Genomic DNA, 24672 nt, shown 5'->3' on the forward strand with positions numbered 1-24672 from the left:
GGAAACCGTATGTACCAATGGGTGTCCCTGCTCTCGCTCTGGGCGATTCCCGTTACAATCGCGTTTGTCCTGTTACATGGGTGGAAGAGAGAGGTTCCGGTTTACGAAACATTTGTCGAAGGGGCAAAAGGGGGGCTGACCACGACCATCCGCATTCTGCCTCATCTGATTGCGATGATGGTCGCAGTCAACATGTTTCGCGAGTCGGGAGCGCTGGATTTGCTGTTGCGCGGCATCAAGCCAGTGCTGGATGCGCTGCATTTTCCCGAGGAACTCGTTCCGCTTGCCCTGCTGCGCCCGCTGACCGGAACAGGCTCGCTTGCGATTGCGACCGATCTGATCGCCCAATACGGGCCAGATTCGTTTATCGGCCGATTGGCTGCCACGATGCAAGGCAGTACGGACACGACGCTGTATGTACTGACCGTCTACTTCGGCGCTGTCGGCATTCGCAATTCGAGCTACGCCTTGAAAGTAGGTTTGTGGTCTGACCTGGCAGGGGTCATTTTTTCCTTGCTGGTCGTCACCTATGTGTTCTCCTGAATCGCATACAAACAAGCCGGATGAGAAAACTTCCTCGCACGATGGGGAAGTTTTTCCCTTTTTCTTGTCCACACTGGTAAGAATGGGTATGATGTTGTAGAGGTGATCCAACAATGGAACGTTTGCAAAAAGTATTGGCGCATGCTGGAGTCGCCTCTCGCCGGCATTGTGAGGAACTGATCGCACAAGGACATGTGCAGGTAAATGGCCAGGTCGTTCGCGAGCAAGGGGTTAAGGTCGATCCGGCCACCGACCGGATTACGGTAAAAGGCAAGGAAATCGTGCTGGAGCAGCATGTCTACTATTTGCTGTACAAGCCGACAGGCGTTATCACCAGTGTTTCCGATCCCCGCGGACGGCGGGTTGTGACAGACTTGCTGACAGGAGTAAAAGAGCGCGTCTATCCGGTAGGACGTCTCGACTATGATACGTCAGGCTTGCTGCTCTTGACGAATGACGGCGACCTCGCAAACAAGCTCGCCCACCCGAGCTACGAGATCGACAAGGTGTACCGCGCCTGGGTCAAAGGCGTGCCAAGCCCGGACAAGCTGAAAAAGCTCGCGACCGGGATTCGTCTGGAGGATGGCATGACTGCGCCGGGGGCGTCCAGACTGGTGAAGGCAGAGCCAGGCAATGCGAAGGCGCTCATCGAGTTGACCATCCACGAAGGACGGAATCGGCAAGTTCGCCGGATGTGCGACGCCATCGGCCATCCCGTATTGACACTGGAGCGCATTCGTCTCGGCTTTTTGACGCTGGAAGGCTTGCGGCCCGGCCAGTATCGTCCGCTGTCGCGGCAGGAGGTAGACAAGCTGAGACAGGGACTGATCCAAAACAGGCGCAGTAGAGGGGCCAAAACGTGATTCGTTCAAAATCTGTTCATAAGTTATGCGCTGGCGGAAAATCCAGGAACGCTATAATGGAAGGGATAATGTCTGCAATGGATTTGCAGGAGATGGGAGTATGGGCATCATGAACAAAAGCAATCGTACATATGTCAGGATCGCGGTATTGGGCCTGCTGCTTGTCGCCCTGGTCTTTGCTCTCTATTCCAGTTTCGTGAAGGACCCGGATGCGGTAAAAGTAGGCAGAGCAGCCCCGAATTTCAGTCTGGAGCAACTGAATGGACCGGAATTGGCCCTCGACGATTTGAAAGGGAAAGGTGTCGTGCTCAACTTTTGGGGGACATGGTGTGAGCCCTGTAAAAAAGAAATGCCAGCCTTGCAGGAGCAGTACAACAAGTTCAAGGACAAAGGGCTGGTCGTACTCGGGGTGAACATCGGCGAGTCACCTGTTGCGGTAGAGCCGTTTGTGAAGCAATTTGGCGTCGAATTTCCGATATTGCTGGACCGCCAGTCGCAAATTACGAAGCTGTACCGGATTGGTCCGATTCCGACGACTTTTTTCATTGCGCCTGATGGTGAAGTCAAGGAAATTTTCATCGGACAACTAAATGAAGCGATGATTGCGGACAAACTGTCCAAAATCTTGCCTAAGTGAGGAGCATTATGGATCAGCGAAAATGTGAATGTGGACATACGAATCCCGTCGGAACGCTGCTCTGTGAATCGTGCGGGAAACCGTTGGATGTGGAAGTATTCGAACAGACACAGTTTCCCGACATGCGCTACGAAGGGATGGCACGGCGTTCCCAGACGTATTCGAAAAAGTGGATCGACCGGATTTGGAATGCGTTTTCCTCGGTCAAAATTGCAATCGGTATCATTATCGTTATACTGGTTGCTTCTGCCGTTGGGACGGTGTTTCCACAGCAGCAATACATACCTGTTCCAGTGCCGACAGAAGCAGATGTAGCACGTTTCTACACGGAAACATACGGAACGCTGGGGACCGTTTACTACGAGCTGGGCTTTCACAATCTGTACTCTTCCTGGTGGTTCGTGACGTTGCTTGTCCTGTTGGGAACCTCGCTGGTCATCTGCAGTCTCGACCGGGTTGTTCCGCTCTACAAGGCGCTCAGCAAGCCGCGCCTCAACCAGCACAAGTCGTTTTTGAAGGGACAGAAGCTGTTTGGCGAGGGTGAGCTTGCGCCGGAAGCAGATCAGGCAGAGCTGTTGGATCGTGCGGCAGTGGCCCTGAAGAAAAAAGGATACCGGATTTTCCGGGCAGAGCGGGCGATTATGGCGGAAAAAGGCCGCTTCAGCCGCTGGGGCCCGTACGTCAATCATATCGGCTTGATCCTCTTTCTGATCGGTGTACTCATGCGCAACATCCCCGGCTTTTACCTGGACGAGTACGTCTGGGTGCGCGAGGGACAAACCGTTGCGATTCCATCGACGCCCTACTACATAAAAAGCGAGAACTACGAGACGACGTACTGGTCGGAGGAAGAAATGCCGGAAAAGCTGGAGTTAAACGGGGGCGCAATCCCGAAAAACTTCCAGACTGATGCGGTCCTGTATTTGAACAAAAACGCGGATGTGCCGGGGAAAAAGCCGGAACTGGTAGAAGTGCAAAAAGGCCCGATTGTCGTCAACCATCCGATGATCGAAGGAGATATTGCGATTTACCAGTCAGGGGTACAGGAAATGCAGCTTGGCGCTCTCAATTTTGTTCTGGTTGATGCCAAAAACGGGAACAAGGAGCTCGGAGCGTTCAAGTTCGATCTGTACAATCCGGAAGCAGAGCAAGAGGTTGCAGCCGGAATCAAGGTGCGGGTCCTGGATTACTTCCCGGATTTCATCATGGGAAGTGACGGCAAGCCAGCTACGAAAACCAACCTGCCCAAAAATCCGATGGTGGCACTGGAGATCGTCGATGGAACCGCGCAAGTGAGCGAGAAGCTGGTCTATTTGCAAGGCTCCGTTTTGACGCAAAAAGAGGATGCCCGCTTCAATCTGACGTTTCAAAAGCCCGATCTGGTCGACATCTCCGGCTTGAATGTACGGATCGACAAGGCAGTGCCGCTCATCTACTTCGGCTCGTTTATCTTTATGATCGGCGTTGTGATGGGCTTCTTCTGGCAGCATCGCCGCATCTGGGTGCAGACGCAGGACAGAACGGTTTTGCTGGCAGCCCATACGAACAAAAACTGGTTCGGACTTCGCAGGGAAGTGGACGGATTGGTTGACCAGTTGCAGCTCCCTGTAACCATCGAAGAAAAAACGAAGGCGTAAAAACTCCAAGGGGGTACTCTCGACGTGCAGCTCATACAATTGAGTGACTGGTTACTGGATATTGCGTTTTTGCTGTACGTGATCTCGTCGGTTTTGTTTGTCGTGGCAATGACGGGGAAAAACTGGGCGGGACGCGATCCGAAGCAACATGAGGAACGCTATGGACGGATTGCCTATTGGCTTGCGGTCATTGGCTTTCTGGCACAGACAGGGTATGTGATTGCCCGCTGGATTGGCGGGGGGCACAGCCCGACGAGCAACATGTTTGAGTTTATGGCCTTTTTGGATTACTGTATTATCCTGGCCTATCTGATTATTTACCGCATCTACAAGCTGACGGTAATCGGGGCGTTCGTCCTGCCGCTCGGGGTCATCATGCTGGCGTATTCCTACGTGTTCCCGAAGGAAGTAACGCCGCTGATTCCGTCTTTACGGAGCTACTGGCTGCACATTCACGTGACGACAGCGGCGCTCGGTGAAGGCATTCTCGCAGTCGGATTTGCAGCCGGGCTGATGTATCTGATCCGCACGGTGCCGCAGCATATTTCTACGCGCAGCACAAAGTGGCTGGAGGGCGTGTTGGCTGTCGTGCTGATGCTGGTCGGGTTCATTTTGATGGAATCTACGTTTTCCCGCATGGACCAAAAGACGGTTTTTGAAATGAACAAGGAGCAGATGAACGCGGTCGGACAGATGGAAAAGGTACGGGTCGAGTACACCATGCCAGCGATCGTCGCTCCTGCCGATTCGAAAATCGTTCAGGCTGGGCCGATGAATCCGTGGTTCGAAGCCCCGACATGGATGGAAGGGAAGGACGCAGCGCGCAAGATGAATACGATGCTCTGGTCGGTCTTAACAGGTGTGATCCTGTATGGCGGACTGCGTCTGATCTTCCGCAAGCGTCTCGGCGCTGTGATCCAGCCATCCCTGGAAGGCATCGAGCCTGACCTGCTGGATGAGATCAGCTACCGTGCTATCAGTATCGGTTATCCGGTATTTACCCTGGGGGCCTTGATCTTTGCCATGATTTGGGCAGAAGAAGCATGGGGACGCTTCTGGGGCTGGGATCCGAAAGAAGTATGGGCACTCATCGTCTGGCTGTTTTACAGTGCGTATTTGCATCTGCGCCTGTCGCGCGGCTGGATTGGTGCAAAATCAGCCTGGATGTCTGTCATCGGATTCGTTATCATTTTAATTACATTGGTCGTGGTCAATCTGGTCATTGCCGGTTTGCACTCTTATGCAGGCGTGTAACATAGCCTTTCAAAAAGCTGGTAATTTTGCCAGCTTTTTGGACTATCTTCAAACCGATTTACCATTATCATGAGGCCAAGAGGTGTGAAACATGGAAAAAATGGCACGTATTCTCGTAGTAGATGATGAGGAGCGCATTCGCCGTCTGCTGAAAATGTATCTGGAAAGAGAAAACTTCCTCATCGACGAAGCAGACAACGGTGAGCAGGCTGTCGAGATGGCTGTCGGCAGCGATTACGACATTATTTTGCTCGACCTGATGCTTCCGGGAATGGACGGGATCGAAGTATGCCAGCGCATTCGCGAGTTCAAGGCGACCCCGATCATCATGCTCACGGCAAAAGGCGAGGAAACAAACCGCGTGCATGGCTTTGAGGCCGGAGTCGATGATTACGTTGTCAAGCCGTTCAGCCCGCGCGAGGTCGTGTACCGTGTGAAGGCGATTCTTCGCCGTTCCTCCGCTACCGCTTACTTGAAGACGGAGACGTTTAACAGCCACTCTGTGCTTGTTTTCCCTGAATTGACGATCGACCATGACGCACACAAAGTCATTGCCAGCGGCCAGGAAGTGAGCCTCACACCAAAAGAATACGAGTTGCTGCACTACCTTGCCCTGTCGCCGGACAAAGTGTTTACGCGCGAAGAGCTGCTCAAGGACGTCTGGCATTACGAGTTTTTCGGAGATTTGCGCACGGTGGATACGCACATCAAGCGACTTCGGGAAAAATTGAACCGGGTTTCTCCGCAAGCAGCCAATATGATCGCAACTGTCTGGGGAGTCGGCTACAAGCTTGAGGTGCCGAAATAAGTGGACGTTATTTTTCGCAGCGTAGTCGGAAAGCTATGGATGACGATCATTGCTTTGTTTGCGCTCGTTTTGACGATCTTCAGTCTGTTGCTCGTGCAGTCGTTTGACAGCTTTTACAGCAACCGCCAGACGAAAAATTTGCAGGAGCTGGCAGAGGGATTGACCAAAGGACTGGAAGCGAGCGAAGACAAGCTGGAAGCATTGGAGATGGCTTCGACCTTTAGTCTTGTGCATCATACCGGAATGGTGGTGCTGGATAAAGACAGCCGGGTCATTGGAAAAAGTGAAGGCGTGGGCTTGCCGGACATTCCTGTCGAGCAACTGCTGAAAGACCAGGAGTTGCATCTGGCAGACGCATTGGCCGGGAAGCATCCCGCTCCGCAGCGTATTTATTTGCCGGTCGCTTCGAACAACTCGAACGACCACATGAACAGTGTGCAAATGCTGGCGGTGGCGGTGCCGTTGGAGGTCACACCGGGCAATCCGGGTGCCGTCGTGATGTATCAGGCTATCGAAGATTTTGATGATACCGTAAATGAAGTGCGATTTTTAATTTTTGTCGTCGGAGTTATTGCATTCGTTTCTACCACTGTCTTTGCGTTCTTCCTGTCTTCGCGAATTACGATTCCGCTGCGGCAGATGAAGGAGACGGCCCATCGGATCGCGGAAGGCGATTTTCACGCGGAGGTTCCGATCAGGACGACGGACGAAACAGGCGAGCTTGCGGCATCGTTCAATACGATGGCGAGCAAGCTCAATCAGCTCGTCGACGCCCTGTCCAAGGAAAAGGAGCAGCTTGCAAGCGTCTTGCGCTCGATGGTCGATGGGGTGGTCATGATCGACGTCAATGGGAAGATTGCCGTCACGAACCCGCCCGCAGAACGCTTTTTGCGCGATTGGGAGTTTGAGCATAAGGATGAGCAGGTGCCGCTGTTTGCCTTTTACCAGCAGGTGGTGCAAACGGGGCAGGAGGTCAGGGAGGACATTCCTGTACAGGGCCGCATCTGGGCGCTTGTCATGGTGCCGCTCAATGACCGCGAGCAAATCCGCGGGGCGGTAGCCGTCCTGCGCGACATCACCCAGGAGCGAAAGCTGGACAAAATGCGCAACGATTTCGTGGCGAATGTCTCGCACGAGCTGCGCACACCGCTGTCCATGCTGCAAGGCTACAGTGAAGCGATTGTCGACGATATTGCGACAACGCCGGAAGAGCACAAGGAGCTTGCGCAAATTATTTACGACGAGTCTGTGCGCATGACGAAGCTGGTCAATGAGCTGCTCAGCCTGGCGCGGATGGAAGCCGGACACGTGGAACTGTTTCAGGAGATTGTGGAGCTGCGCCCGTATTTGGAGCGCATCCAGCGCAAGTTCACGAATCTGGCCCGGGAGCGCGGAATTTCCCTGCTGCTGGAAATGGCGACGTCGCACAGGGACGTTTATATCGATCCGGATCGAATGGAGCAGGTGCTGACCAACCTGATCGACAACGCGCTCAGGCACACGCCGAGCGGTGGAAGTGTGACCATCCGCGCGCGCGGTGACAAAACGTTGCTGATCGAGATCAGCGACACGGGCAGCGGCATTCCGCAAGAAGATTTGCCGTTTGTGTTCGAGCGATTCTACAAGGCTGACAAGGCCCGGACACGCGGGCGCGTAGGAGGAACCGGACTTGGTCTTGCCATCGCGCGAAACATTGTCGAAGCACACGGTGGTACCATAGGCGTGCAAAGCAAGCTGGGAGAGGGTACGACCTTTACGATTGCTATGACCGAACAGGCGAAAAACAACTAGGAGTGTAAAAGAGACCATGATAAAGACGATCTTGTTTGATGTGGATGGGGTTTTGCTCAGCGAAGAACGCTACTTTGATGCGTCCGCTTTGACGGTATGGGAGCTTTTGTTCAGTCCGGGCTACGTCGGGTTACAGGGAGATACCTTTACTCCGGCCCCGAGTGAAGCGATCATCAGGCGTGTTCGTGAGCAAGTGTTTGCACACGATGAAGTGCTGAATTTCATCAAATCTCGCGGCATCAATTCAAACTGGGACATGGTCTTCCTCGCGTTTTCCTATCAGCTGATCCGTTTGGTCGAAGTGCTCAAGCCGCATGTGCCGGAAGCGGCAAGCCTGCTTGCCGTTCAGCTTGAGCGACCACAGCTTGCCCAACTGCGCGAATGGGCAAACGCCTACGCCCCTGACTTTCAGGTCGATTACGCTGCATTTCTCCCTGACTTTGCCAAAAGCTCGGCGCAAAAGGCAGACATGCTGTTGTATTTGAACGAACTTGCCCGCGAGCGGTGCGGAGTGGAAACCGCGATGTTTTCGCCAAACTGCGCCCTGTGGCAATTGGTGCAAGAAACGTTTCAGGAATGGTATTTGGGTGATGAGCGAGTGGCTGCATCCATCGGGCGTGAAACGATGCAGCCAGGCAAAAAGGGCTTTTTGACAGACGAAATTCCGATTGTGCCGCCAGAGGACATGATTGAGCTGTTCCGTACGTTGAAAGAACGAGGGTACACAATGGGCATTGGAACAGGCCGCCCAAGCATCGAGACACACGTTCCTTTGCGCGCGATGGGCCTGTTGGAATGGTTTGATCCCGAGCGGGTAGTGACCGCCACTCATGTGCTTGAAGCAGAGGAAAACTGCCCGGACTACGTGCCTTTGTCCAAGCCGCATCCTTTTTCCTATGTAAAAGGCTTGCTCGGCTTGTCCACCCCAGACCGTGACGTGCTCCAATACCCGCTGCCGCTCACAAATGGCGAGGAACTGCTGATTGTGGGAGATTCGTTGGCCGATTTCCTCGCGGCTCGCTCCATCGGTTGCCGATTCGCGGCGACATTAACCGGATTGTCTGGCCAGGAGGCCCGCAGCAAATTTGAAGAAGTGCAAGCTGACTACATTTTGGATGACGTGCGTGGCCTATTGGACATCTTGAAGTAATGCAAGCGCACGGCATAGAAAAAAAGACTCCATCGCTAGGAAAAGCGGCGGAGTCTTTTGTTTTGGTCTGTTTTGGCTCAAGCGCAGGGGCAAACTCTTAAGGCCTGTTTACCAAACAAAGTAACGCAAGTAAATGTACAGATGGGAAATAACAATCGACATAATCATCAGCGGAAACGCCACTTTCATAAAGCTGAAAAAGCCGATGTGATGGCCTTCCTTGGCGGCAAGTCCGGCGACGATGACATTCGCACTGGCACCGATAAGTGTTCCGTTCCCGCCCAGGCAGGCGCCGAGAGCGAGGCTCCACCAAAGCGGCTCCAGATTGGTAATGCCCAGTGCTCCCATCTCTTTAATCATCGGGATCATCGTGGCAACGAACGGAATGTTGTCAACAAACGCCGATGCAATCGCACTCAGCCACAAAATGAGCAGGGACGTATTCAGCGAATCACCACCAGTGAGGTTGATCGCCTGGCTCGCCAGCTCAGCGATGACGCCTGTTTCCACCAGACCCGATACGAGGACAAACAAGCCGATGAAAAAGAAGATCGTATTCCACTCGACTTTGCTGATCGCGTCTTCCAGGTAATGCTCTCCGGTGATGAGGAGAAGCAGGAAAGCGCCAGTGAGCGCAATTGTCGCAGATTCAAGATGCAGGACGCCGTGCAGCATGAATCCGATGATCGTCAAAACCATGACGGTTAATGATTTTTTCAAAAGGGTCGTATCTGTAATTTCATCGCGTTCGTTTAATTGCATGATCTTGGCGCTTAGCTCCGGAGAAGTTTGCAGCTGCTTCCGGTAGATGAGCACAAGGCACAGAATGGTCAGGGCCATGATAATGACAATGATCGGGCTCAAATTCAGCAAAAACGCCATGAAATCCAGTTCAGGTACAGAGCTGCCAATCATGATGTTCGGCGGGTCGCCGATCAAGGTTGCGGTTCCCCCTGTATTCGAGGCAATAATTTCGCTGATTAAAAAAGGAATAGGATTCAGCTTGAGCTGTTTGGCGATGCTGAACGTAACCGGGACGATCAAGAGCACTGTCGTTACGTTGTCGAGAAAAGCAGAAGCGAAAGCAGTGATGATGCTCAAATAGACGAGAATGCGGATCGGCTTGCCTTTTGCCAGCTTGGCAGCGCGAATGGCCAGGTATTTGAACACACCTGTTTGCGCTGTTACAGCTACGAGAATCATCATTCCGATCAGAAGGCCAAGCGTGTTGAAGTCGATGTGATGAATCGCCTGCTCCTGCGTGACGATGCCAAACAGCACCATCAGTATCCCGCCGCTCATCGCAACGATGGTTCTGTGCAATTTTTCACTAATAATAAAGGCATACGTAACTAAGAAGATGCCAATGGCGAATAATGCCTGGTTCGTCATAAGAAACTCCTCTCCTGGTGTTTGGTCATCTTGTCCCATTATAGCGCTAACATTTTGCAGGGTAAAGGAAAAGACCCGGCGAGCAGCCAGGTCTTTTTCCGGAATGTGAAAAGAAGGGGAAGCGGCCTACAGTTCAATTTGCGTCACGCTTTTTACTTCTGCCAACTCGCCCATTGTATCGAGCAGTTCAGGCGTCAACGGTTTGTCTACCGAGAGCATCATGATCGCGTCCCCGCCGACGTCGCGGCGTCCTACCTGCATCGTTGCGATGTTGACGCTGTTTTCGCCAAGGATGGAACCGACACGTCCGATGACACCCGGGCGGTCGTTGTGGTGAATGTAGAGCAAATATCCTTCTGGTGCCACGTCAATCGCGAAGTCGTCGATTTTCACAATCCGCGCGCCGTAGCCGTTGAGACGGGTACCCGCAACGGTGCGAGTTTCTTGTTTCGTTTTCAGTGTAACCGTCAGCAAGTTGGTAAAGCCTTTGTTTTGCGCGGCTTTTTGCTCGGTAACGGTGATGTCGCGCACTTTTGCCAGCAACGGCGCATTGACGTAGTTCACGCCTTCGCCAAGGCGGAAGGACAAGACCCCTTTCAGTACAGTGCGGGTCAGTGGCGACGTATCCACTTCGGTCAGCTCGCCGCTGTATTTGATTTCTACCTCGGAGATCGAACCGACAGTTACTTGGGCGAGGAAATGGCCCAGTTTTTCACCCAACTGGAAGTACGGCTGAACCTTTTCCATCACATGTGCAGGGATGGACGGCAGGTTGACGGCGTTTTTGAACGGCTCGCCGCGCAGTACCTTCAAAATTTCTTCCGAGACATCGACTGCGACGTTTTCCTGCGCTTCCACTGTCGACGCACCAAGGTGAGGGGTTGTAACCACTTGCGGCAGGCCGACCAGCGGGTTGTCCACAGGCGGCTCTACCTCGAACACGTCCAGAGCGGCTCCGGCGACTTTGCCGCTTGTAATCGCTTCGTACAGCGCTTTTTCGTCAATGATGCCGCCGCGTGCGCAGTTGATGAGGCGTACGCCGTCTTTCATCTTGGCGAATTCGCGCGTGCTGATGATGTGACGAGTTTCTTTTGTCAGCGGCGTGTGAACGGTAATGAAATCGGCCTGGCGGCAAATCTCATCGACAGTCGAGTGGATGACACCCATTTTTTGTGCGCGTTCTTCCGTCAGGAACGGGTCGTAGCCCATGACGGTCATGCCAAACGCCTTGGCCCGTTTGGCAACTTCGGAGCCGATACGGCCCATGCCGATGACGCCGAGGACTTTTTTGTTCAGCTCCACACCTTGGAAGCTTTTGCGGTCCCAAGTGCCGTCGACCAGCTTTTTGTGCGCCTGCGGAATGTTGCGGGCAACTGCCATCAGCATGGCGAAGGAATGCTCGGCAGTGGAGATCGTATTGCCGTCCGGTGCGTTGATGACCGGGATACCTGCCTGGGTCGCTGCGGCGATGTCGATGTTGTCCACGCCTACGCCAGCGCGGCCGACGGCTTTCAGTTTTTTCCCGGCAGCAAGCACTTCGGCTGTCACCTGTGTTTGGCTGCGGACGAGCAAGGCGTCGTAGTCGCCGATCACTTCAAGCAGTTCGGCAGGGGAGAGGTTGGTTTGGCGGACGACTTCGACATCTTCTGCGTCCAACAGTTGCTGGATACCAAATTCGCTAAGTGGGTCAGTAATGAGAACTTTATACATGTGCAATGAGCACCTCCTGAGCAGCTTTGACACCGGCACCCAGCTCGACTGGCGCGCCGATTTGATGGAGCGACATTTCAATCGCGGAAATCACTTGCAGGACATCGAGCGGCTCGCAATAGCCCATGTGTCCGATACGGAAAATTTTTCCCTTCAAATGCTGTTGGCCGCCGGCAATCGTGACGTTGTACTGCTTCGTCAGCACCTTGCGCAGTGCTTCTGCATCAAACGCCCCTTGAGGATCGCAGGAAGTGACGGTCGCAGCAGCGTAAGCGTCATCGGCCATCAGGTTGACGTTCAAGGCTCGCATGGCAGCGCGGGTCATGTCGCGCATCAGCTCATGGCGCTTGATGATTGCTGGCAAGCCTTCCTCGTCAAGCATGTCGAGCACTTCTGCCAGGCCGAAGATGAGCGAAACAGCAGGGGTGTAAGGTGTTGTCTGGTCGGCGAGGCTTTTTTTGTACGCCTTCAGATCGAGATAAAAAGCGAGCGACTTGTTCGCTTCGATGACTTTCCAGGCGCGTTCGCTTGCCGCCAGAAAAGCAAGGCCGGTCGGCAGCATGAACGCTTTTTGCGAACCGGTTACGACGATGTCGACACCCCAGGCGTCCATTTCGCAAGCGACAGCGCCAAGGCAGCTGACCGCATCCACGATGAACAAGGCGTCCGAATGGGCACGGATCGTTTTGGCCAGTTCGGGAATCGGGTTTTGCACCCCGGTAGATGTTTCGCAGTATGTTGCAAATACCGCTTTCACTTGTGGCTTTTCTTTGAGAAAAGCTTCCAGCAGATCTGGTGTAACGGCTTTTCCCCAAGCAACCTCCAGACGGTGGGCAACCACGCCGTAGCGCTCGCAAATTTTGGCGAAACGCTCGCCGAAAGCACCGCTGACGAGAATCACTGCTTCATCTCCAGGCTGCAAGGTGTTCACGACGCCTGTTTCCAGTGCGGCGGTTCCGCTGCCAGCCAGGATGTACACATCTTGGGTCGTGCCGAAGTAAGGCTTCAGTCTTTCCGCCGTGCGCGCGAACAAGGCGGAAAACTTGCCGCTGCGATGCCCGATCATCGGCTGGTTCATCGCCATCTGTACGCGAGGGGGGATCGGGGTAGGGCCGGGAATGCGCAAAATCATTTTGTCTGTGAACATGTCTCTCTCCTCCTAAATGAATCAATAATAAAAAAACCTCCCGTTCTCACACTGCTCCTGTTACAGAACAGTGAGGGACGAGAGGCTTTGCTTCGCGGTGCCACCCTCATTCGCTCCTTTTTTCTCAAAAAGGTGCCTTGCCAGGTACATGACCTGTAGAGATAACGGATCTACCGTTTGCATCTAGTGGGACGAGAAAAATCGTCCGTTCAACGCAGCAGCTCGAAAGTGCTTATCTGTGGAAGAAACCGCCGATTCGCAGCAACCATCGGCTCTCTGGGGATTTCCGGCCCACAGCATGTCTTCGTCATCGCTGTTGGTGATGTGGTGTTTCGTAAGATTTGTACTTAAGATACCACGGCAAAATGACACCGTCAAGCAAAAAAACGAGAAAAAATGAACGATATTTTTAAAAACAGACTTATCGTTCGTGAATAATGCTGATTTTTCAAGAGGAGGGAGTGAAAATAAGACTAAAAACCGAACGTTAAGATATTACTCTCACAAAATCTGGAAAAAACAAGCCGGAATGTTCGGTTTTTCTGTATGCTTACAGATCGAGCATCCGTTCAGTTCATAAAACAGAAAAACCTCTTACACACAAAGTATGTAAGAGGTTTTGGTTTCTGGAATCCTATTCCACTTTGATAGAATCGGTCGGGCATCCTTCCGCAGCGTCGCGAACGTCGTCTTGAAGGATATCCGGGATTTCAACACTGTTGGAGTTGTCATCCAGCTTGTTGTATGCAAGACCCTCGTCGTCGTAGTCAAAGACGTCAGGGGCCGTGGCGCCACAGGCACCGCAAGCAATACAAGTATCTTTATCTACCCATGTAGTCATCGTGGTTTCACCTCCCGTTACAAGTGGTACGTCCACTATCATAGACAATTGTATGCTCTTGCTCCCAAGATTTCAAGATTGAATCAGTCTAAAAATATACGACTACTTGTAAAGCGGGATTTCAGGTGTGTTCAGAACAGAATAAAGTTTGCCACTCAACTTTTTGAAATCCCCGGAGTGGACGGCATCTGTTGCATGCAGCACCTTCACTGCCGCAGCCACATCCTTGATTCCCAAAGTTTGCGACTCGCTGGAAGAGAGCAGCAGGTCCAGACGGGCCGTCAAGTCTTCCGGATTGTAGCTGTCCCAGCGCTTGTTCGCCGACATGAACTGGGCGGCCAGATAAGTCCTGTAGTGGAAAGGGTACTGCTTCCATTGTGCTGTTGTAACGGTAGCAGGCACTGCCTCTGGCATCGGCTTTTTCACCACATAGGCCGATTCCCAAGCCGCCGCGGAATGGTAGACCATTTCCTGCGCCGTCAACCAGCTGTTCTGGGAAAGCGTCAAGCCGGAAGCGATGGCAGCGGGCGTTGCGGCATTACTATTCTGATCGGATTGGATTTGCTCCATACTATCCAAATAAGCCCGGACACTGTTCGTATAATGAGTGTGTGCCTGTGCCAGCAGCGGAGAGGTTGGCAGCGGCACGTTTTTTTCCAGCTCCTTCAGCGTCTGTTGGGCGAGCTTTTCCAGATGCTTCAATGCTTCTGTGCGTCCTTTTTGATCGAGGCTTCCCCACTTGCCCATCGCCTCGAAGTGAGCTTGCTTCCACTCCAGCACCGGTGCGTACACCGCGTAGTAAAAACGAATGAAGTCCTGCTCGCTGTACAGCTTTTGCTCACGCAGCAGCTTTTCCTTTTCCGCCTCTTTTTGTTTGGCTTCCATCGCTGCCGCTTGCTCGGCTTCAATAGATGTCTTCATATAATGTGCGCCGAAAAAAAATCCACCAACGGTGCATGCAAGTGTTATGATGATCATGTACGCCATCATAAATTCTGACCTTTTCAAACGTTTTTTCATAAAAGAAATCCTCCAAATCCAGTGCAGCGAAAATGACGCAGGCTACGGTTCCTGCAAAAAATAATAAAAAGAGCAAGGAGTACCAATGAACAATCAAAACAGTGTGGCAGAGGATCTTGAGCTTCTATGCGCTGTCGCCCTGAATGCGATGATTCCTCTCGCGAACGAGCGGACGCTGCAGTCAGCCTACTACATACTGCGCGGCAGAAAAGCCAATCAGACTCTGCAGGATGTGCATTTGTACAGCCTTTATCCGTATTATCGGATGTTTCCCCGGTTTTCAAAAGAGGATTGGGATAAAATTGTTGCAACTTTGTTTCAAAATGGACATGTGCAGCAGCGCGAAGGGGAAGGAGCCAGCGCCAAGCCGACGTTTTTGGTCACTGAAAAAGGAAAGCAGGCAGCCCAGGAGGCGTATGAGAAATACCGCCTCGCTATCTGGTTTGCGCCTTTTACACAGTTTGACCTCGCTGCTCGCATCGAAACGTTTTGGCAGAGACTTCATCTGCTGGTGCAAACGGTGTCGCAAATGCTGGGAAAAGACCTTGGATTTACGCCTGTCGTGACCGACAAATCGGTCCAGCTTTGGGTCAAGCAGCAAGTGCAGTTCCCGGAGGCGAGAATAGTTTGGATGAACGGATTGCGCGAGGAGCTGTATCATCTCTGGGAGCCGTTGGAGCCTGATGTGCAAAAACTGCTGGTCGCGCAACTATCCGGGATCTCACAGGTAGGAAAAACGCTGGGACAACTGGCGAAGCAACAACAGGTGGCCCGCGTCTATCTTACGCTTTTGTTCCGCTATGGGCTGGCTGCCTCGATTCAGCGGCTCATGAAGGAAGCACAGAAGTTTCCGCTGCTTTCCCAGCTGGTCAGCCAAGAGAACAGGCTCGATCCGCGGCTGAGCAACAGCGCGGCCCGGACATATGCGATGGTGCAGCGCGGATTGACCAAGGCAGAGATCGCCACCAGACGGAACATGAAGGAAAGTACCGTCGAGGATCATCTCGTGGAAATTGCCCTGCGCTGCCCGGAATGGGATGAATCGGCCTATTTGCCGCCAGAGACGCGAAGCGTAATCGTCGCCGCAAGTGAAAAGCTGCAAACGAGCAGATTGCGGCTCATCAAGGACCATGTCGGGCCTGGTGTCAGCTATTTGCAAATCCGTCTGGCTTTGGCCCGCAGGCAGGGGGAGACGAATGGGTAAAGACCTGCATTTTTATCTACAGGAGTATTTTGGCTACGAGGCGTTCCGGCCGGGGCAAGCGGCCATCATCAGTCAAGTGCTGAGCGGACAGAGCGTTCTTGGCCTGATGGCGACAGGCGGGGGAAAGTCAGTCACTTATCAGCTTCCTGCCCTGTTGTTGCCGGGTATCACAGTGGTCGTTTCCCCGTTGATTTCGCTCATGGTCGATCAGGTTCAACAGTTGCGCACGAAACGTCGCATACAAGCCGCCTACCTGAACAGCACCCAAGACCCGGCAGAATCGCGGGAAGTGTTGCAAAAGGTCGCGGCTGGCGCCTGCAAGCTTCTGTACATTTCGCCGGAAAAACTGCAGCAGCCCTACGTGCAGCACGCGCTGAACCGTGCGCGGGTGTCGCTTGTGGCGATTGACGAGGCCCACTGCATCTCTGCGTGGGGACACGATTTTCGGACTGATTACCTGCGCCTGCCCGATACGGTAAAACGGCTGGGGAATCCGCCTGTTTTGGCTGTGACCGCGACGGCGACGACAGCGGTGCGCAACGAAATCTGCACGCTGTTCGGAATTGCCCAAGAGAACGTCGTGGTGCAGACGCTCAATCGCGCAAACATCGCCTACGATCTGGCGGAAGTGAACGGGGAAAGTGAGCGGCGTCAACTGACTTTTGAACTGGTGGACAGGCTGAAAGGACCGGGAATCGTGTACTGCAGCACGCGGCAGGCAGTCGATGTGCTTGTCGCTGCCTATCAGCTCGAAGGGACAAGGCGCGTGGAAGGCTATCACGGGGGCATGAACAGCATGGAGCGGATGCTGATCCAGACGCAGTTTCTGGCCGGAGAGCTGGATGTCATCATCGCGACGAACGCTTTTGGCATGGGCATTGACAAGCCGGATATTCGCTATGTCATTCACTACCAGATGCCAGCGAGCCTGGAAGCTTACTCCCAGGAGATCGGCCGAATCGGACGGGATGGACAGCCCGGCTATGCCATGCTCCTGTACGGCCCGGAGGACGTTCAGATTCATCAATACATGCTGGACAAGGAGTATCCGACTCCGCTGCAGGTTCAGCAATTTTTACAGCATTACCGAGCAGGTGGGTCGATAGATGCGCAAGCATTGGCGACACTCGACATGTCCGAGGAAATGGCCGCCATGCTCACCTTTTATACAGAGCGTGCACTGGCCAGAGCACAGGCAAGCAGCACGAAAGAAGGGGACAATTTCGCACAGGATATTTGGCAGGAGACGGAAAAGCGAAAGGCAGTCAAGCGCAAAAAGCTGTCCGAAATGGTATCGTATGTGGTCGCTGACAGTTGCCTGCGCAAGCACCTGAATCAATACTTTGGAGAAGCAGACGACAGCTATCACCGCTTTTGCTGTACGCGCTGCGGGTTGCAGCGGGGAGCTTATGAAGGAGAGCGGACGGTGCTTTTACAGCAGGATGTGCAAAACAGCTGGAGTTTGCGGCAGGCATTGGACATGCTTTTGCCGAAAAAATAAAAGGAGAGAACGATCACGTGAAAGAAAGTGGGCTAGAGTTGGACGAAGCGACGCTGCGATTTAATCTGTGGCTGACACAAGGTTTGGTTTTGGCGGCGGCGGCAGCAAGCAGCTTCTGGGTCCACGGATGGCAGGGCACGCTTGGCTTGTTCCACTTCTCCGGTTGGGAGGGAGTCGGGCTTGCGTGCCTGGTGGCAGCAGGGATTGTCTTGCTCTGTATTGCCATGGAAAAATATTTGCCAAAACGCTGGCAGGACGATGGCAGCATCAACGAAAAAGTTTTTGGCGCGATGTCTTCCACCCTGACGGTGCTGGTGTGCGTAATCGTCGGCATTAGCGAGGAATGGCTGTTTCGCGGCGTGATCCAGCCGTTCGCCGGGAACGTTTGGACGAGCCTCGTATTTACGCTCGTACACGTGCGCTATTTGAAAAAGCCTTTGTTAATCGCGAGTGTGTTTGGCACGAGCTGGCTGTTAGGACTGTTGATGGATGTACACGCTTCCTTATGGCCGCCTATTGTCGCGCATATCGTGATAGATGTTTCGTTGGCCTTTTATCTACAAATAACTTTGAAAAAAGAGAAGGGGGAGGAAGAGTGAATCTGGAGACAAATCAATTGCCGCCTCGACGCTCCCGTCATACCCGCAAAAAGGCGTCGGTGGGCATGAAAACATGGGTTCGCTCGGGACTCTTGGTGTTTGGAGTCGTTTTTTTCGGGCTGATTGGCCTGGAACTGTACAAGGCAAATCTGGAACGGGAAAAAGCGGAAGCCGTCCGCATGAGCATGGCAACACAAGGAACCAGCGAAGCGAAGCCGTCAGCCGCCGGAGCGGAAACGGCTGCGCCTGAGCCGAAATCGGTCGTACTCCATACGACTCCTGCTGAGCCTGCGCAGACAGCCGAACAGGCGCAGCCTGCTGTTGCTCCCGCTTCTGCCGCTCCTGCTTCCGCGAGCAGTGCTCCGGCCAGCACGAGCGCATCGGAAATTCCGAAAACGCAAAGCAAGCCTGTTCAGGCGAAAACGGAAGGGGCTTCTGTCGCTCCTGCAACCCCAGTTCCCAAGCAGAAGCCGACACCTCCTGCGCAAAAGCCAAAAGTCGTCAAGCATGTGGTGAAAAAGGGAGAGACACTGTACATGCTATCCCGCAAATATTTTGGCAACAACTCCAATGTATCCCGCATTGCCAGATATAACGGTTTTCACCCGGAAACGCAGCTAGTGGAAGGAAAGGTCGTGTTTGTCCCGCTCGCTCCGTAATCGTTTCGCCCGCCTGCGGAAATGCTAAAGACAGTGGACGGATCAGTGGAGGGCGAATCATGTACGATACGATCATTGTAGATGGGGGAATCGCGGGACTGCAGACGGCGATCCAGTTGGCCAGAAGCCTGCGTCGTGTGGCCGTCATCGACGTGCCGGGAGGACGGTCGGCGGTCGCCAAAAACTACCGGAACATTCTCGGATTCTCCGAAGGGGTCAGCGGCGATTATTTGCGCCAGGAAGGCCGGAAGCAGGCGGCGAAATACGGTGCCGAGTTCATCACGGATGAAGTGACAGAGCTTGCCGTGCATCCGGATGGAGGCTTCCGGGTCAGAACAAAGGGAGCGGGCGCACACCTGTTGCAGACGAAAACGCTCGTCATGGCGACAGGGATGGCGGACCCTTTTCCGGCGATTTCCGGGCTATGTGACTGTCTCGGGCTCTCGATTTTTATCTGCCCGGATTGCGACGGATACGAGAGCGTCGGGCAAAAAACGGCGGTGATTGGCGATGGCTCACATGCCGTCCAGATGGCAGGGGAGCTGTTTTTCTACACGAAAAAGCTCGTCGTCGTCAATCATGGAGGCAGTGAGATCAATGCGAAGGAGCTGGCGCTGCTGGACAGGCTTGGCATCGACTATCATGCTGCGCGTGTGGAAAAGCTCGTCCAAACAGGCGGCCAGCTGCAGCAGTTGCAGCTTTCCTCCGGGGAAAGTCTGGCTTTGAACCGGGCTTTTTTGGCTTTTCCCGGAGCGTTGGCCCAGACAGATTTGTTGCGGGCTTTTTCCGTACATATCAATGAAAAAGGACACGTGCGAACCGATCCGCGCACAAAGGAAACCGACCAGCGAAACCTGTGGGCAGTCGGAGACATCGCTGTTCATTCCCAGCAAGTTGCCATCGCCATGGGGGACGGTGCGCAGGCAGCGATCTGGATCCAGAAGCGGCTTTGCGAACTGGATGGGGAGAGGCCGTTTTCTCTGGAATAGTATCTGTGCAGAGGGTCAGCAACTGGGCGCGGAACCCGAACGGGCAAACATCCATATACATGAAGGGAAAAATGATCGGGAGGCCCTGGAATCATGCTGGTGATGGGAAGAAGCCTGTTTGTCGGACTTCTGGCATGGCTGTTGGGAAGCGCTGCCCAGCACGTTTTTCCCGCAAATCATCTGGATCTTTTGCGATTCGGAGACTGGCTGGCGATGTTGCTGTTTTCGCCCGTGGAGGTCATGCTGTCACTCCTGTTGTTCGCCGGAGCTTCCATCCTGTTGTTCGGCCTTTTGCATTTTCATATCAGCCAATTTTTGTACGGCCGGATGCTGCAAACAGGTTGGATAAACGCCACGCTATGCTTCTTCGCCTTTTTTGTTCTGCTGATCCAATTTGTCAAAATGCCCGTTCCCACCTTCCTGGCGGCCGCCGTCGCACTCATGATTGGATGGCGCTAAATGAGCAGCCTTTCCTGGGAAAGCGCAGGAAGTGACAAGTTGCTACAAAGTCTGCTTTTCGCCCATCTGAATCGACACAGATGGGCGAAACTGCACAAACAGCCTTGGAGAGTGTCAGGTGACTATGTTCCTGCTACCAAATGTGATATGATAGGACTACCCCGGATTTTCCCAAATGCGAAAAAATAGTTGGATGCAGCAGTGGCATTCGTCGGAAAATGCGGAGAACTCTTACAGGCTTAGCAACATATTTTGTAGTACGACTGGATGGCGAGGAGGGACAGTCATGCGTGTTGAACGCCTTGGTCAAGACAAAATACGAATCTTTTTAACGTTTGACGACCTAACAGAGCGCGGGATAGAAAAAGAAGACATGTGGCGTGACATTCCTAAAGTTCATGAACTGTTCAACGACATGATGGAGCAGGCTTATCACGAATTGGGATTTGAAGTATCAGGGCCTGTTGCCGTTGAAGTGTTCGCCTTGCCAGCTCAGGGAATGGTCGTGATCGTAACTCGCGGCAAAACAAGCTCAAGGGACGGAAAAGAAGAAGAATTTGAGGAAGAAGACGTGTACGAATTGGAAGTCACCCTAGAGGAAAGCGATCTGATTATCTACGCCTTCCGTGACTTTGAGCATATGGTTGAAGCTGCCCACCGTATCAATGCCATGCTGACCAATGGAGGGGCGGCCTACTTCTACCAGGGGAAATACTATCTGGTGCTGGAAGAGGTGGAGTTGGATCAGGAGCGATACCACAAGTTGATTGCGATTCTCTCTGAGTACGGGGAAGCGACGCCGACAACGATTTATGTACTGGAGGAATATGGAAAGGTTGTCGTTGCCGACGATGCTGTCAAGGAAATATGCAGACATTTCACGTAAGCAAAAGAATGAAATGCCTGGGAGAATAAACAGCACCTAGTCTATCAACTAGGTGCTTTTGCTGTCTTGCGTTAGGATGGGCGGTCAAGGCCGGTGAAAAAGTCGGCTTCCTTGCCGGTGATCGTGTAGCCGGGAAGGTTGTGCCAGGCCAGGATGTAGTAATTGCTCGGAGGCACGGATTCAAAGCCGCCAGCCGTGACGCCGGGAAACACACGCTCTACGGACAGATGCTGGGTGCGGTGTGCCCGCAGAGCACTGGCTACCTGCGGCTTGTACGCAGCTCCTTCAATGATGGTGGTAATGCTCTCAATTGGGTCGGAAAACGGCGGCTGTACGGCTCCGAATGGCCCGTTGGAAGGGCGGGTTGCGTAGTACAGCTTGCGAACGCTCGTCGCTTTGCCGAGCAACTGGACAGCCTGGGTTGTCGCCTGCGAAATCGCCTGGTGGTCGGGATGGCCGGAAATGCCGTGCGGGGCAAACGTGACGAGCACATCCGGCTCGATTTTTTCGACCGCCTGATGGAGGCGTTCCACCAGTTCCTGAACGGGCACGGTGTTCAGCAGCTTATCCTGATAGTCCCATATGTCCACGCTCGCAAGCCCAAGGATGGACGCCGCCTCTCTCAATTCCTGCTCACGGTATGCGGGCAGCTGTTCGATGGTGCAAAGCGGCGGATTGCCGGGTTTGCCAGCCTGGCCTTTCGTGGCGCAGAGCAGGTGGCATTCTGCCTTGTTTTCCTGGGTGTATTTGGAAATGGTGATGCCAGATGCGAAGGTTTCGTCGTCAGGATGAGCGAAAACGAACAAAATCTTGTTTTTTTTCATAAACACGCCTCCGTGAATAAACTTCCAAAATTACTGTTTCCATTATGACATAAATGAATTTGCTCCGTCATGAAAGAATGCACTTTGGGAAGACTACAACGAACAAGGAATGTACGTTTTTATGCCGTGCAAGCCCGTATGGACGCCATTTGTTTCCCTCACGCGACCGACTGGTCAATCGTTGTATTTATATGCAGAAGAGCCAGAGAAACCGTTTTCGAAATGGAAAAAAAACTTTTTTTTGCTTCTCATACCTGATACAAGCGTGTATACTAAAGGCTGCATTGACCGATAACATTTTTGAGGTGGTAAGTAATGGGTAATCAAGACGTGGTAACCGAAAGCACCGAAGGGAAAGAAAAGCAAGAAACACTGAACTTGCTGCATTCGACTCAAACGGTGATCAAGGAAGCACTGGAAAAACTAGGTTACCAAGAATCGATGTTTGAACTCTTGAAGGAGCCGCTTCGCGTTTTGACCGTACGCATTCCGGTTCGCATGGACAATGGCGAAGTAAAGGTGTTTACGGGCTATCGTGCTCAGCACAACGATGCGGTTGGTCCGACCAAGGGAGGCATTCGTTTCCACCCGGAAGTTACAGAGGATGAAGTTAAAGCGCTTTCTATCTGGATGAGCCTCAAAGCCGGTATCGTCGACCTGCCATATGGCGGTGGTAAAGGCGGTATCATTTGCGACCCGCGCGAAATGTCCTTCCGCGAACTGGAAAGACTGAGCCGTGGTTACGTTCGCGCAATCAGCCAGCTTGTGGGTCCGACAAAAGACATTCCGGCTCCGGACGTCTTCACAAACTCGCAAATCATGGCTTGGATGATGGACGAATATAGCCGTATTCGTGAATTTGACTCACCTGGTTTCATTACCGGCAAACCGATTGCACTTGGCGGTTCGCATGGACGTGAAACAGCGACAGCCAAAGGGGTTACGATTTGCATTCGCGAAGCAGCGAAACGCCGCAACATTGACGTAAAAGGCGCGCGCGTTGTCGTTCAAGGCTTTGGTAACGCAGGTAGTTACCTCGCGAAATTCATGCACGACGCAGGCGCGAAAGTAATCGGTATCTCCGATGCTTACGGCGCTCTGCACGATCCAAACGGCCTGGATATCGACTACTTGCTCGACCGCCGCGACTCCTTCGGTACTGTCACCAAGCTGTTCAACAACACCATCACGAACAAAGAACTGCTTGAGCTGGATTGCGACATTCTCGTTCCGGCAGCAATCGAAAACCAGATTACGGCTGCAAACGCTCATAACATCAAGGCGAAAATCGTCGTAGAAGCGGCCAACGGCCCAACTACGCTCGAAGCGACCAAGATCCTGACAGAGCGTGGCATTCTGCTCGTTCCGGACGTACTGGCAAGTTCCGGTGGTGTAACCGTTTCCTACTTCGAATGGGTACAAAACAACCAGGGCTACTACTGGAGTGAGGAAGAAGTAGAAGAGAAACTGGAAAAAGTATTGGTGCGCGCGTTTGAAAATGTTTACTCCCTGTCCCAAACACGCCGTGTGGACATGCGCCTTGCCGCTTACATGGTCGGTGTCCGCAAAATGGCAGAAGCTTCCCGCTTCCGTGGCTGGGTATAAGCAAACCACCCTTCAGATATGTGAAAAAGGCTTCGCTGCTCATGTGGCGAAGCCTTTTTGCGCGGAAATGAGAAAACCCTCCCGAAATGAGGTGGGAGAGTTTGTCCGACATTTTTTATTGAGCGAACAGCTTTTGCAGTTCGGCGAAGTCGCGTGTTCTTTGCAGGGCGACGATCAGCTTGATGCGCGCTTTTTGCCCGTTGAGTCCGTTGGAGAAGATAATGCCCATTTCCTTCAGCTTGCGGCCTCCGCCTTCGTAGTCGTAGACGTCCTGTACTTGTCCGTTGTAGCAGCGGGACACGAGAACAATCGGGGTTCCGCGATCGAGTAGCTGCTGCAAGGTCGGGATAATGGCTGGCGGCAAATTGCCGAGGCCGAATGCTTCAATCACGAGGCCGTCAATCGGCTGCTCGAGCAAAAACTGCAGCCAGGACGGGTCCATGCCAGCGACGGCTTTAATCAATGGCACGTTTCCGTCGGCATGCGCAATGGTGTAATGCTCCCGCACCAAAGGCGCATGGTGGTACTGCACGCTTTTTTTGGCGATGGTGCCAATCGGACCGTATTGCGGCGATTGGAACGTCGCGACATTGCTCGTATGCGTCTTGGTGACGTGGCACGCTGCATGGATTTCATCGTTGAATACGACTAGCACGCCTTTGTTCATGCTTGCGGGATCAGCGGCAGTGCGCACGGAGGAAATCAGGTTGACCGGGCCGTCCGCACCCAGCTCATTGCTGCTGCGCATGGCGCCAGTAACGACAATCGGCACGTCGACAGACAGTGTCAGGTCGAGGAAATACGCAGTCTCTTCCAGCGTGTCGGTTCCGTGTGTAATCACTACGCCGTCGTAATGCTCCTGGCGAAACGCCTCTTCGATTTGCAGGCGCAGATCATTCATAATCTTGGGAGTCATGTGCGGGCTTGGGAGATTCAGGAAATTTTTCATGGTGACGTCCGCATAACGCTCCAAAAAAGGAAGATTTTTGGTCACAGCTTGGTCATCCAGCGGCTTTACACCCTCCGTATCATCTACAGACATGGCGATGGTGCCGCCGGTGTTGACTACCAATATTTTTTTCGACATGGTTCTCTCTCCTGTAGCGGGTTTTCATGATTTAATATTCATGGTACGATGAATAGCAGCCTTGTG

23 protein-coding genes are annotated in these 24672 nt (G+C 53.2%); 16 read left to right on the top strand and 7 right to left on the bottom strand.

Going from position 1 to position 24672, the window contains the following annotated elements:
- The first annotated feature begins 9 nt into the window (after positions 1–9).
- From AAFJ72_RS09825 to AAFJ72_RS09860, 8 genes are all read left to right on the top strand, one after another.
- Positions 10–543, top strand: coding sequence for a spore maturation protein (locus AAFJ72_RS09825; protein ID WP_432776927.1), 534 nt, complete (start codon positions 10–12; stop codon positions 541–543).
- Between the two features lie 113 nt (positions 544–656).
- On the top strand, positions 657–1406 hold the full coding sequence (locus tag AAFJ72_RS09830; RefSeq protein WP_432776928.1) for a pseudouridine synthase: 750 nt from the start codon (positions 657–659) through the stop codon (positions 1404–1406).
- A gap of 109 nt (positions 1407–1515) precedes the next feature.
- The gene (resA, locus tag AAFJ72_RS09835; RefSeq protein ID WP_122904336.1) at positions 1516–2043 is read left to right on the top strand and encodes a thiol-disulfide oxidoreductase ResA; all 528 of its coding nucleotides are present in this window, start codon (positions 1516–1518) and stop codon (positions 2041–2043) included.
- An 8-nt stretch (positions 2044–2051) separates the two neighbouring features.
- Positions 2052–3680 carry a cytochrome c biogenesis protein ResB gene (resB, locus tag AAFJ72_RS09840; protein WP_432776929.1) on the top strand — a complete coding sequence of 543 codons (1629 nt, stop codon included), beginning with the start codon at positions 2052–2054 and terminating at the stop codon, positions 3678–3680.
- Positions 3681–3704: 24 nt separating this feature from the next.
- A complete protein-coding gene (ccsA, locus tag AAFJ72_RS09845) occupies positions 3705–4934 on the top strand; it encodes a cytochrome c biogenesis protein CcsA (RefSeq protein ID WP_432776930.1) in 1230 nt (409 codons plus the stop codon).
- Positions 4935–5025: 91 nt separating this feature from the next.
- A complete protein-coding gene (locus AAFJ72_RS09850; protein ID WP_122904183.1) occupies positions 5026–5742 on the top strand; it encodes a response regulator transcription factor in 717 nt (238 codons plus the stop codon).
- Complete coding sequence (locus AAFJ72_RS09855; RefSeq protein ID WP_432776931.1) at positions 5743–7533, top strand: ATP-binding protein; 1791 nt, start codon at positions 5743–5745, stop codon at positions 7531–7533. It begins immediately after the preceding gene.
- A 16-nt stretch (positions 7534–7549) separates the two neighbouring features.
- Positions 7550–8683, top strand: coding sequence for an HAD family hydrolase (locus AAFJ72_RS09860; RefSeq protein WP_432776932.1), 1134 nt, complete (start codon positions 7550–7552; stop codon positions 8681–8683).
- Between the two features lie 108 nt (positions 8684–8791).
- On the opposite strand, the gene AAFJ72_RS09865 is transcribed toward AAFJ72_RS09860, so the two are convergent.
- From AAFJ72_RS09865 to AAFJ72_RS09885, 5 genes are all read right to left on the bottom strand, one after another.
- Positions 8792–10075, bottom strand: a complete 1284-nt coding sequence (locus AAFJ72_RS09865; protein ID WP_432776933.1) for an SLC13 family permease — start codon at positions 10073–10075, stop codon at positions 8792–8794.
- Between the two features lie 126 nt (positions 10076–10201).
- Positions 10202–11785, bottom strand: coding sequence for a phosphoglycerate dehydrogenase (serA, locus tag AAFJ72_RS09870; protein ID WP_432776934.1), 1584 nt, complete (start codon positions 11783–11785; stop codon positions 10202–10204).
- Entirely contained in the window at positions 11778–12932 is a 1155-nt protein-coding gene (locus tag AAFJ72_RS09875) for a pyridoxal-phosphate-dependent aminotransferase family protein (RefSeq protein WP_432776935.1), read from the bottom strand. Before AAFJ72_RS09875 ends, serA begins: the two co-directional genes overlap by 8 nt.
- Positions 12933–13566: 634 nt before the next feature.
- Positions 13567–13773 carry a ferredoxin gene (locus AAFJ72_RS09880; protein ID WP_122904189.1) on the bottom strand — a complete coding sequence of 69 codons (207 nt, stop codon included), beginning with the start codon at positions 13771–13773 and terminating at the stop codon, positions 13567–13569.
- A 102-nt stretch (positions 13774–13875) separates the two neighbouring features.
- The gene (locus tag AAFJ72_RS09885) at positions 13876–14694 is read right to left on the bottom strand and encodes a hypothetical protein (protein WP_432776936.1); all 819 of its coding nucleotides are present in this window, start codon (positions 14692–14694) and stop codon (positions 13876–13878) included.
- Between the two features lie 184 nt (positions 14695–14878).
- On the opposite strand from AAFJ72_RS09885, the gene AAFJ72_RS09890 reads away from it, so the two are divergent.
- The 7 genes from AAFJ72_RS09890 to AAFJ72_RS09920 all read left to right on the top strand — a co-directional run bounded on the left by AAFJ72_RS09890 (position 14879) and on the right by AAFJ72_RS09920 (position 21090).
- A complete protein-coding gene (locus tag AAFJ72_RS09890; RefSeq protein ID WP_432776937.1) occupies positions 14879–15997 on the top strand; it encodes a helix-turn-helix domain-containing protein in 1119 nt (372 codons plus the stop codon).
- Positions 15990–17498, top strand: a complete 1509-nt coding sequence (locus AAFJ72_RS09895) for a RecQ family ATP-dependent DNA helicase (protein WP_432776938.1) — start codon at positions 15990–15992, stop codon at positions 17496–17498. Before AAFJ72_RS09890 ends, AAFJ72_RS09895 begins: the two co-directional genes overlap by 8 nt.
- 17 nt (positions 17499–17515) lie before the next feature.
- Positions 17516–18097, top strand: coding sequence for a lysostaphin resistance A-like protein (locus tag AAFJ72_RS09900; RefSeq protein ID WP_432776939.1), 582 nt, complete (start codon positions 17516–17518; stop codon positions 18095–18097).
- The gene (locus AAFJ72_RS09905; RefSeq protein WP_432776940.1) at positions 18094–18756 is read left to right on the top strand and encodes a LysM peptidoglycan-binding domain-containing protein; all 663 of its coding nucleotides are present in this window, start codon (positions 18094–18096) and stop codon (positions 18754–18756) included. The genes AAFJ72_RS09900 and AAFJ72_RS09905 overlap by 4 nt, the downstream gene beginning before the upstream one ends.
- Before the next feature lie 59 nt (positions 18757–18815).
- Positions 18816–19745: an NAD(P)/FAD-dependent oxidoreductase gene (locus AAFJ72_RS09910; RefSeq protein ID WP_432776941.1), complete on the top strand. Its 930-nt coding sequence runs from the start codon at positions 18816–18818 to the stop codon at positions 19743–19745.
- Positions 19746–19838: 93 nt separating this feature from the next.
- Positions 19839–20204 carry a hypothetical protein gene (locus AAFJ72_RS09915; RefSeq protein ID WP_432776942.1) on the top strand — a complete coding sequence of 122 codons (366 nt, stop codon included), beginning with the start codon at positions 19839–19841 and terminating at the stop codon, positions 20202–20204.
- Positions 20205–20490: 286 nt separating this feature from the next.
- Positions 20491–21090 carry a genetic competence negative regulator gene (locus AAFJ72_RS09920; RefSeq protein WP_122904197.1) on the top strand — a complete coding sequence of 200 codons (600 nt, stop codon included), beginning with the start codon at positions 20491–20493 and terminating at the stop codon, positions 21088–21090.
- Between the two features lie 71 nt (positions 21091–21161).
- On the opposite strand, the gene AAFJ72_RS09925 is transcribed toward AAFJ72_RS09920, so the two are convergent.
- On the bottom strand, positions 21162–21914 hold the full coding sequence (locus tag AAFJ72_RS09925; RefSeq protein ID WP_432776943.1) for a PIG-L deacetylase family protein: 753 nt from the start codon (positions 21912–21914) through the stop codon (positions 21162–21164).
- Positions 21915–22229: 315 nt separating this feature from the next.
- On the opposite strand from AAFJ72_RS09925, the gene AAFJ72_RS09930 reads away from it, so the two are divergent.
- Positions 22230–23519, top strand: a complete 1290-nt coding sequence (locus tag AAFJ72_RS09930) for a Glu/Leu/Phe/Val family dehydrogenase (protein WP_432776944.1) — start codon at positions 22230–22232, stop codon at positions 23517–23519.
- Positions 23520–23634: 115 nt separating this feature from the next.
- On the opposite strand, the gene AAFJ72_RS09935 is transcribed toward AAFJ72_RS09930, so the two are convergent.
- The gene (locus AAFJ72_RS09935; RefSeq protein ID WP_432776945.1) at positions 23635–24606 is read right to left on the bottom strand and encodes an asparaginase; all 972 of its coding nucleotides are present in this window, start codon (positions 24604–24606) and stop codon (positions 23635–23637) included.
- Between the last annotated feature and the right edge of the window lie 66 nt (positions 24607–24672).

The organism is Brevibacillus gelatini (assembly GCF_050920745.1).
GTDB classification, from domain to species: domain Bacteria; phylum Bacillota; class Bacilli; order Brevibacillales; family Brevibacillaceae; genus Brevibacillus; species Brevibacillus gelatini.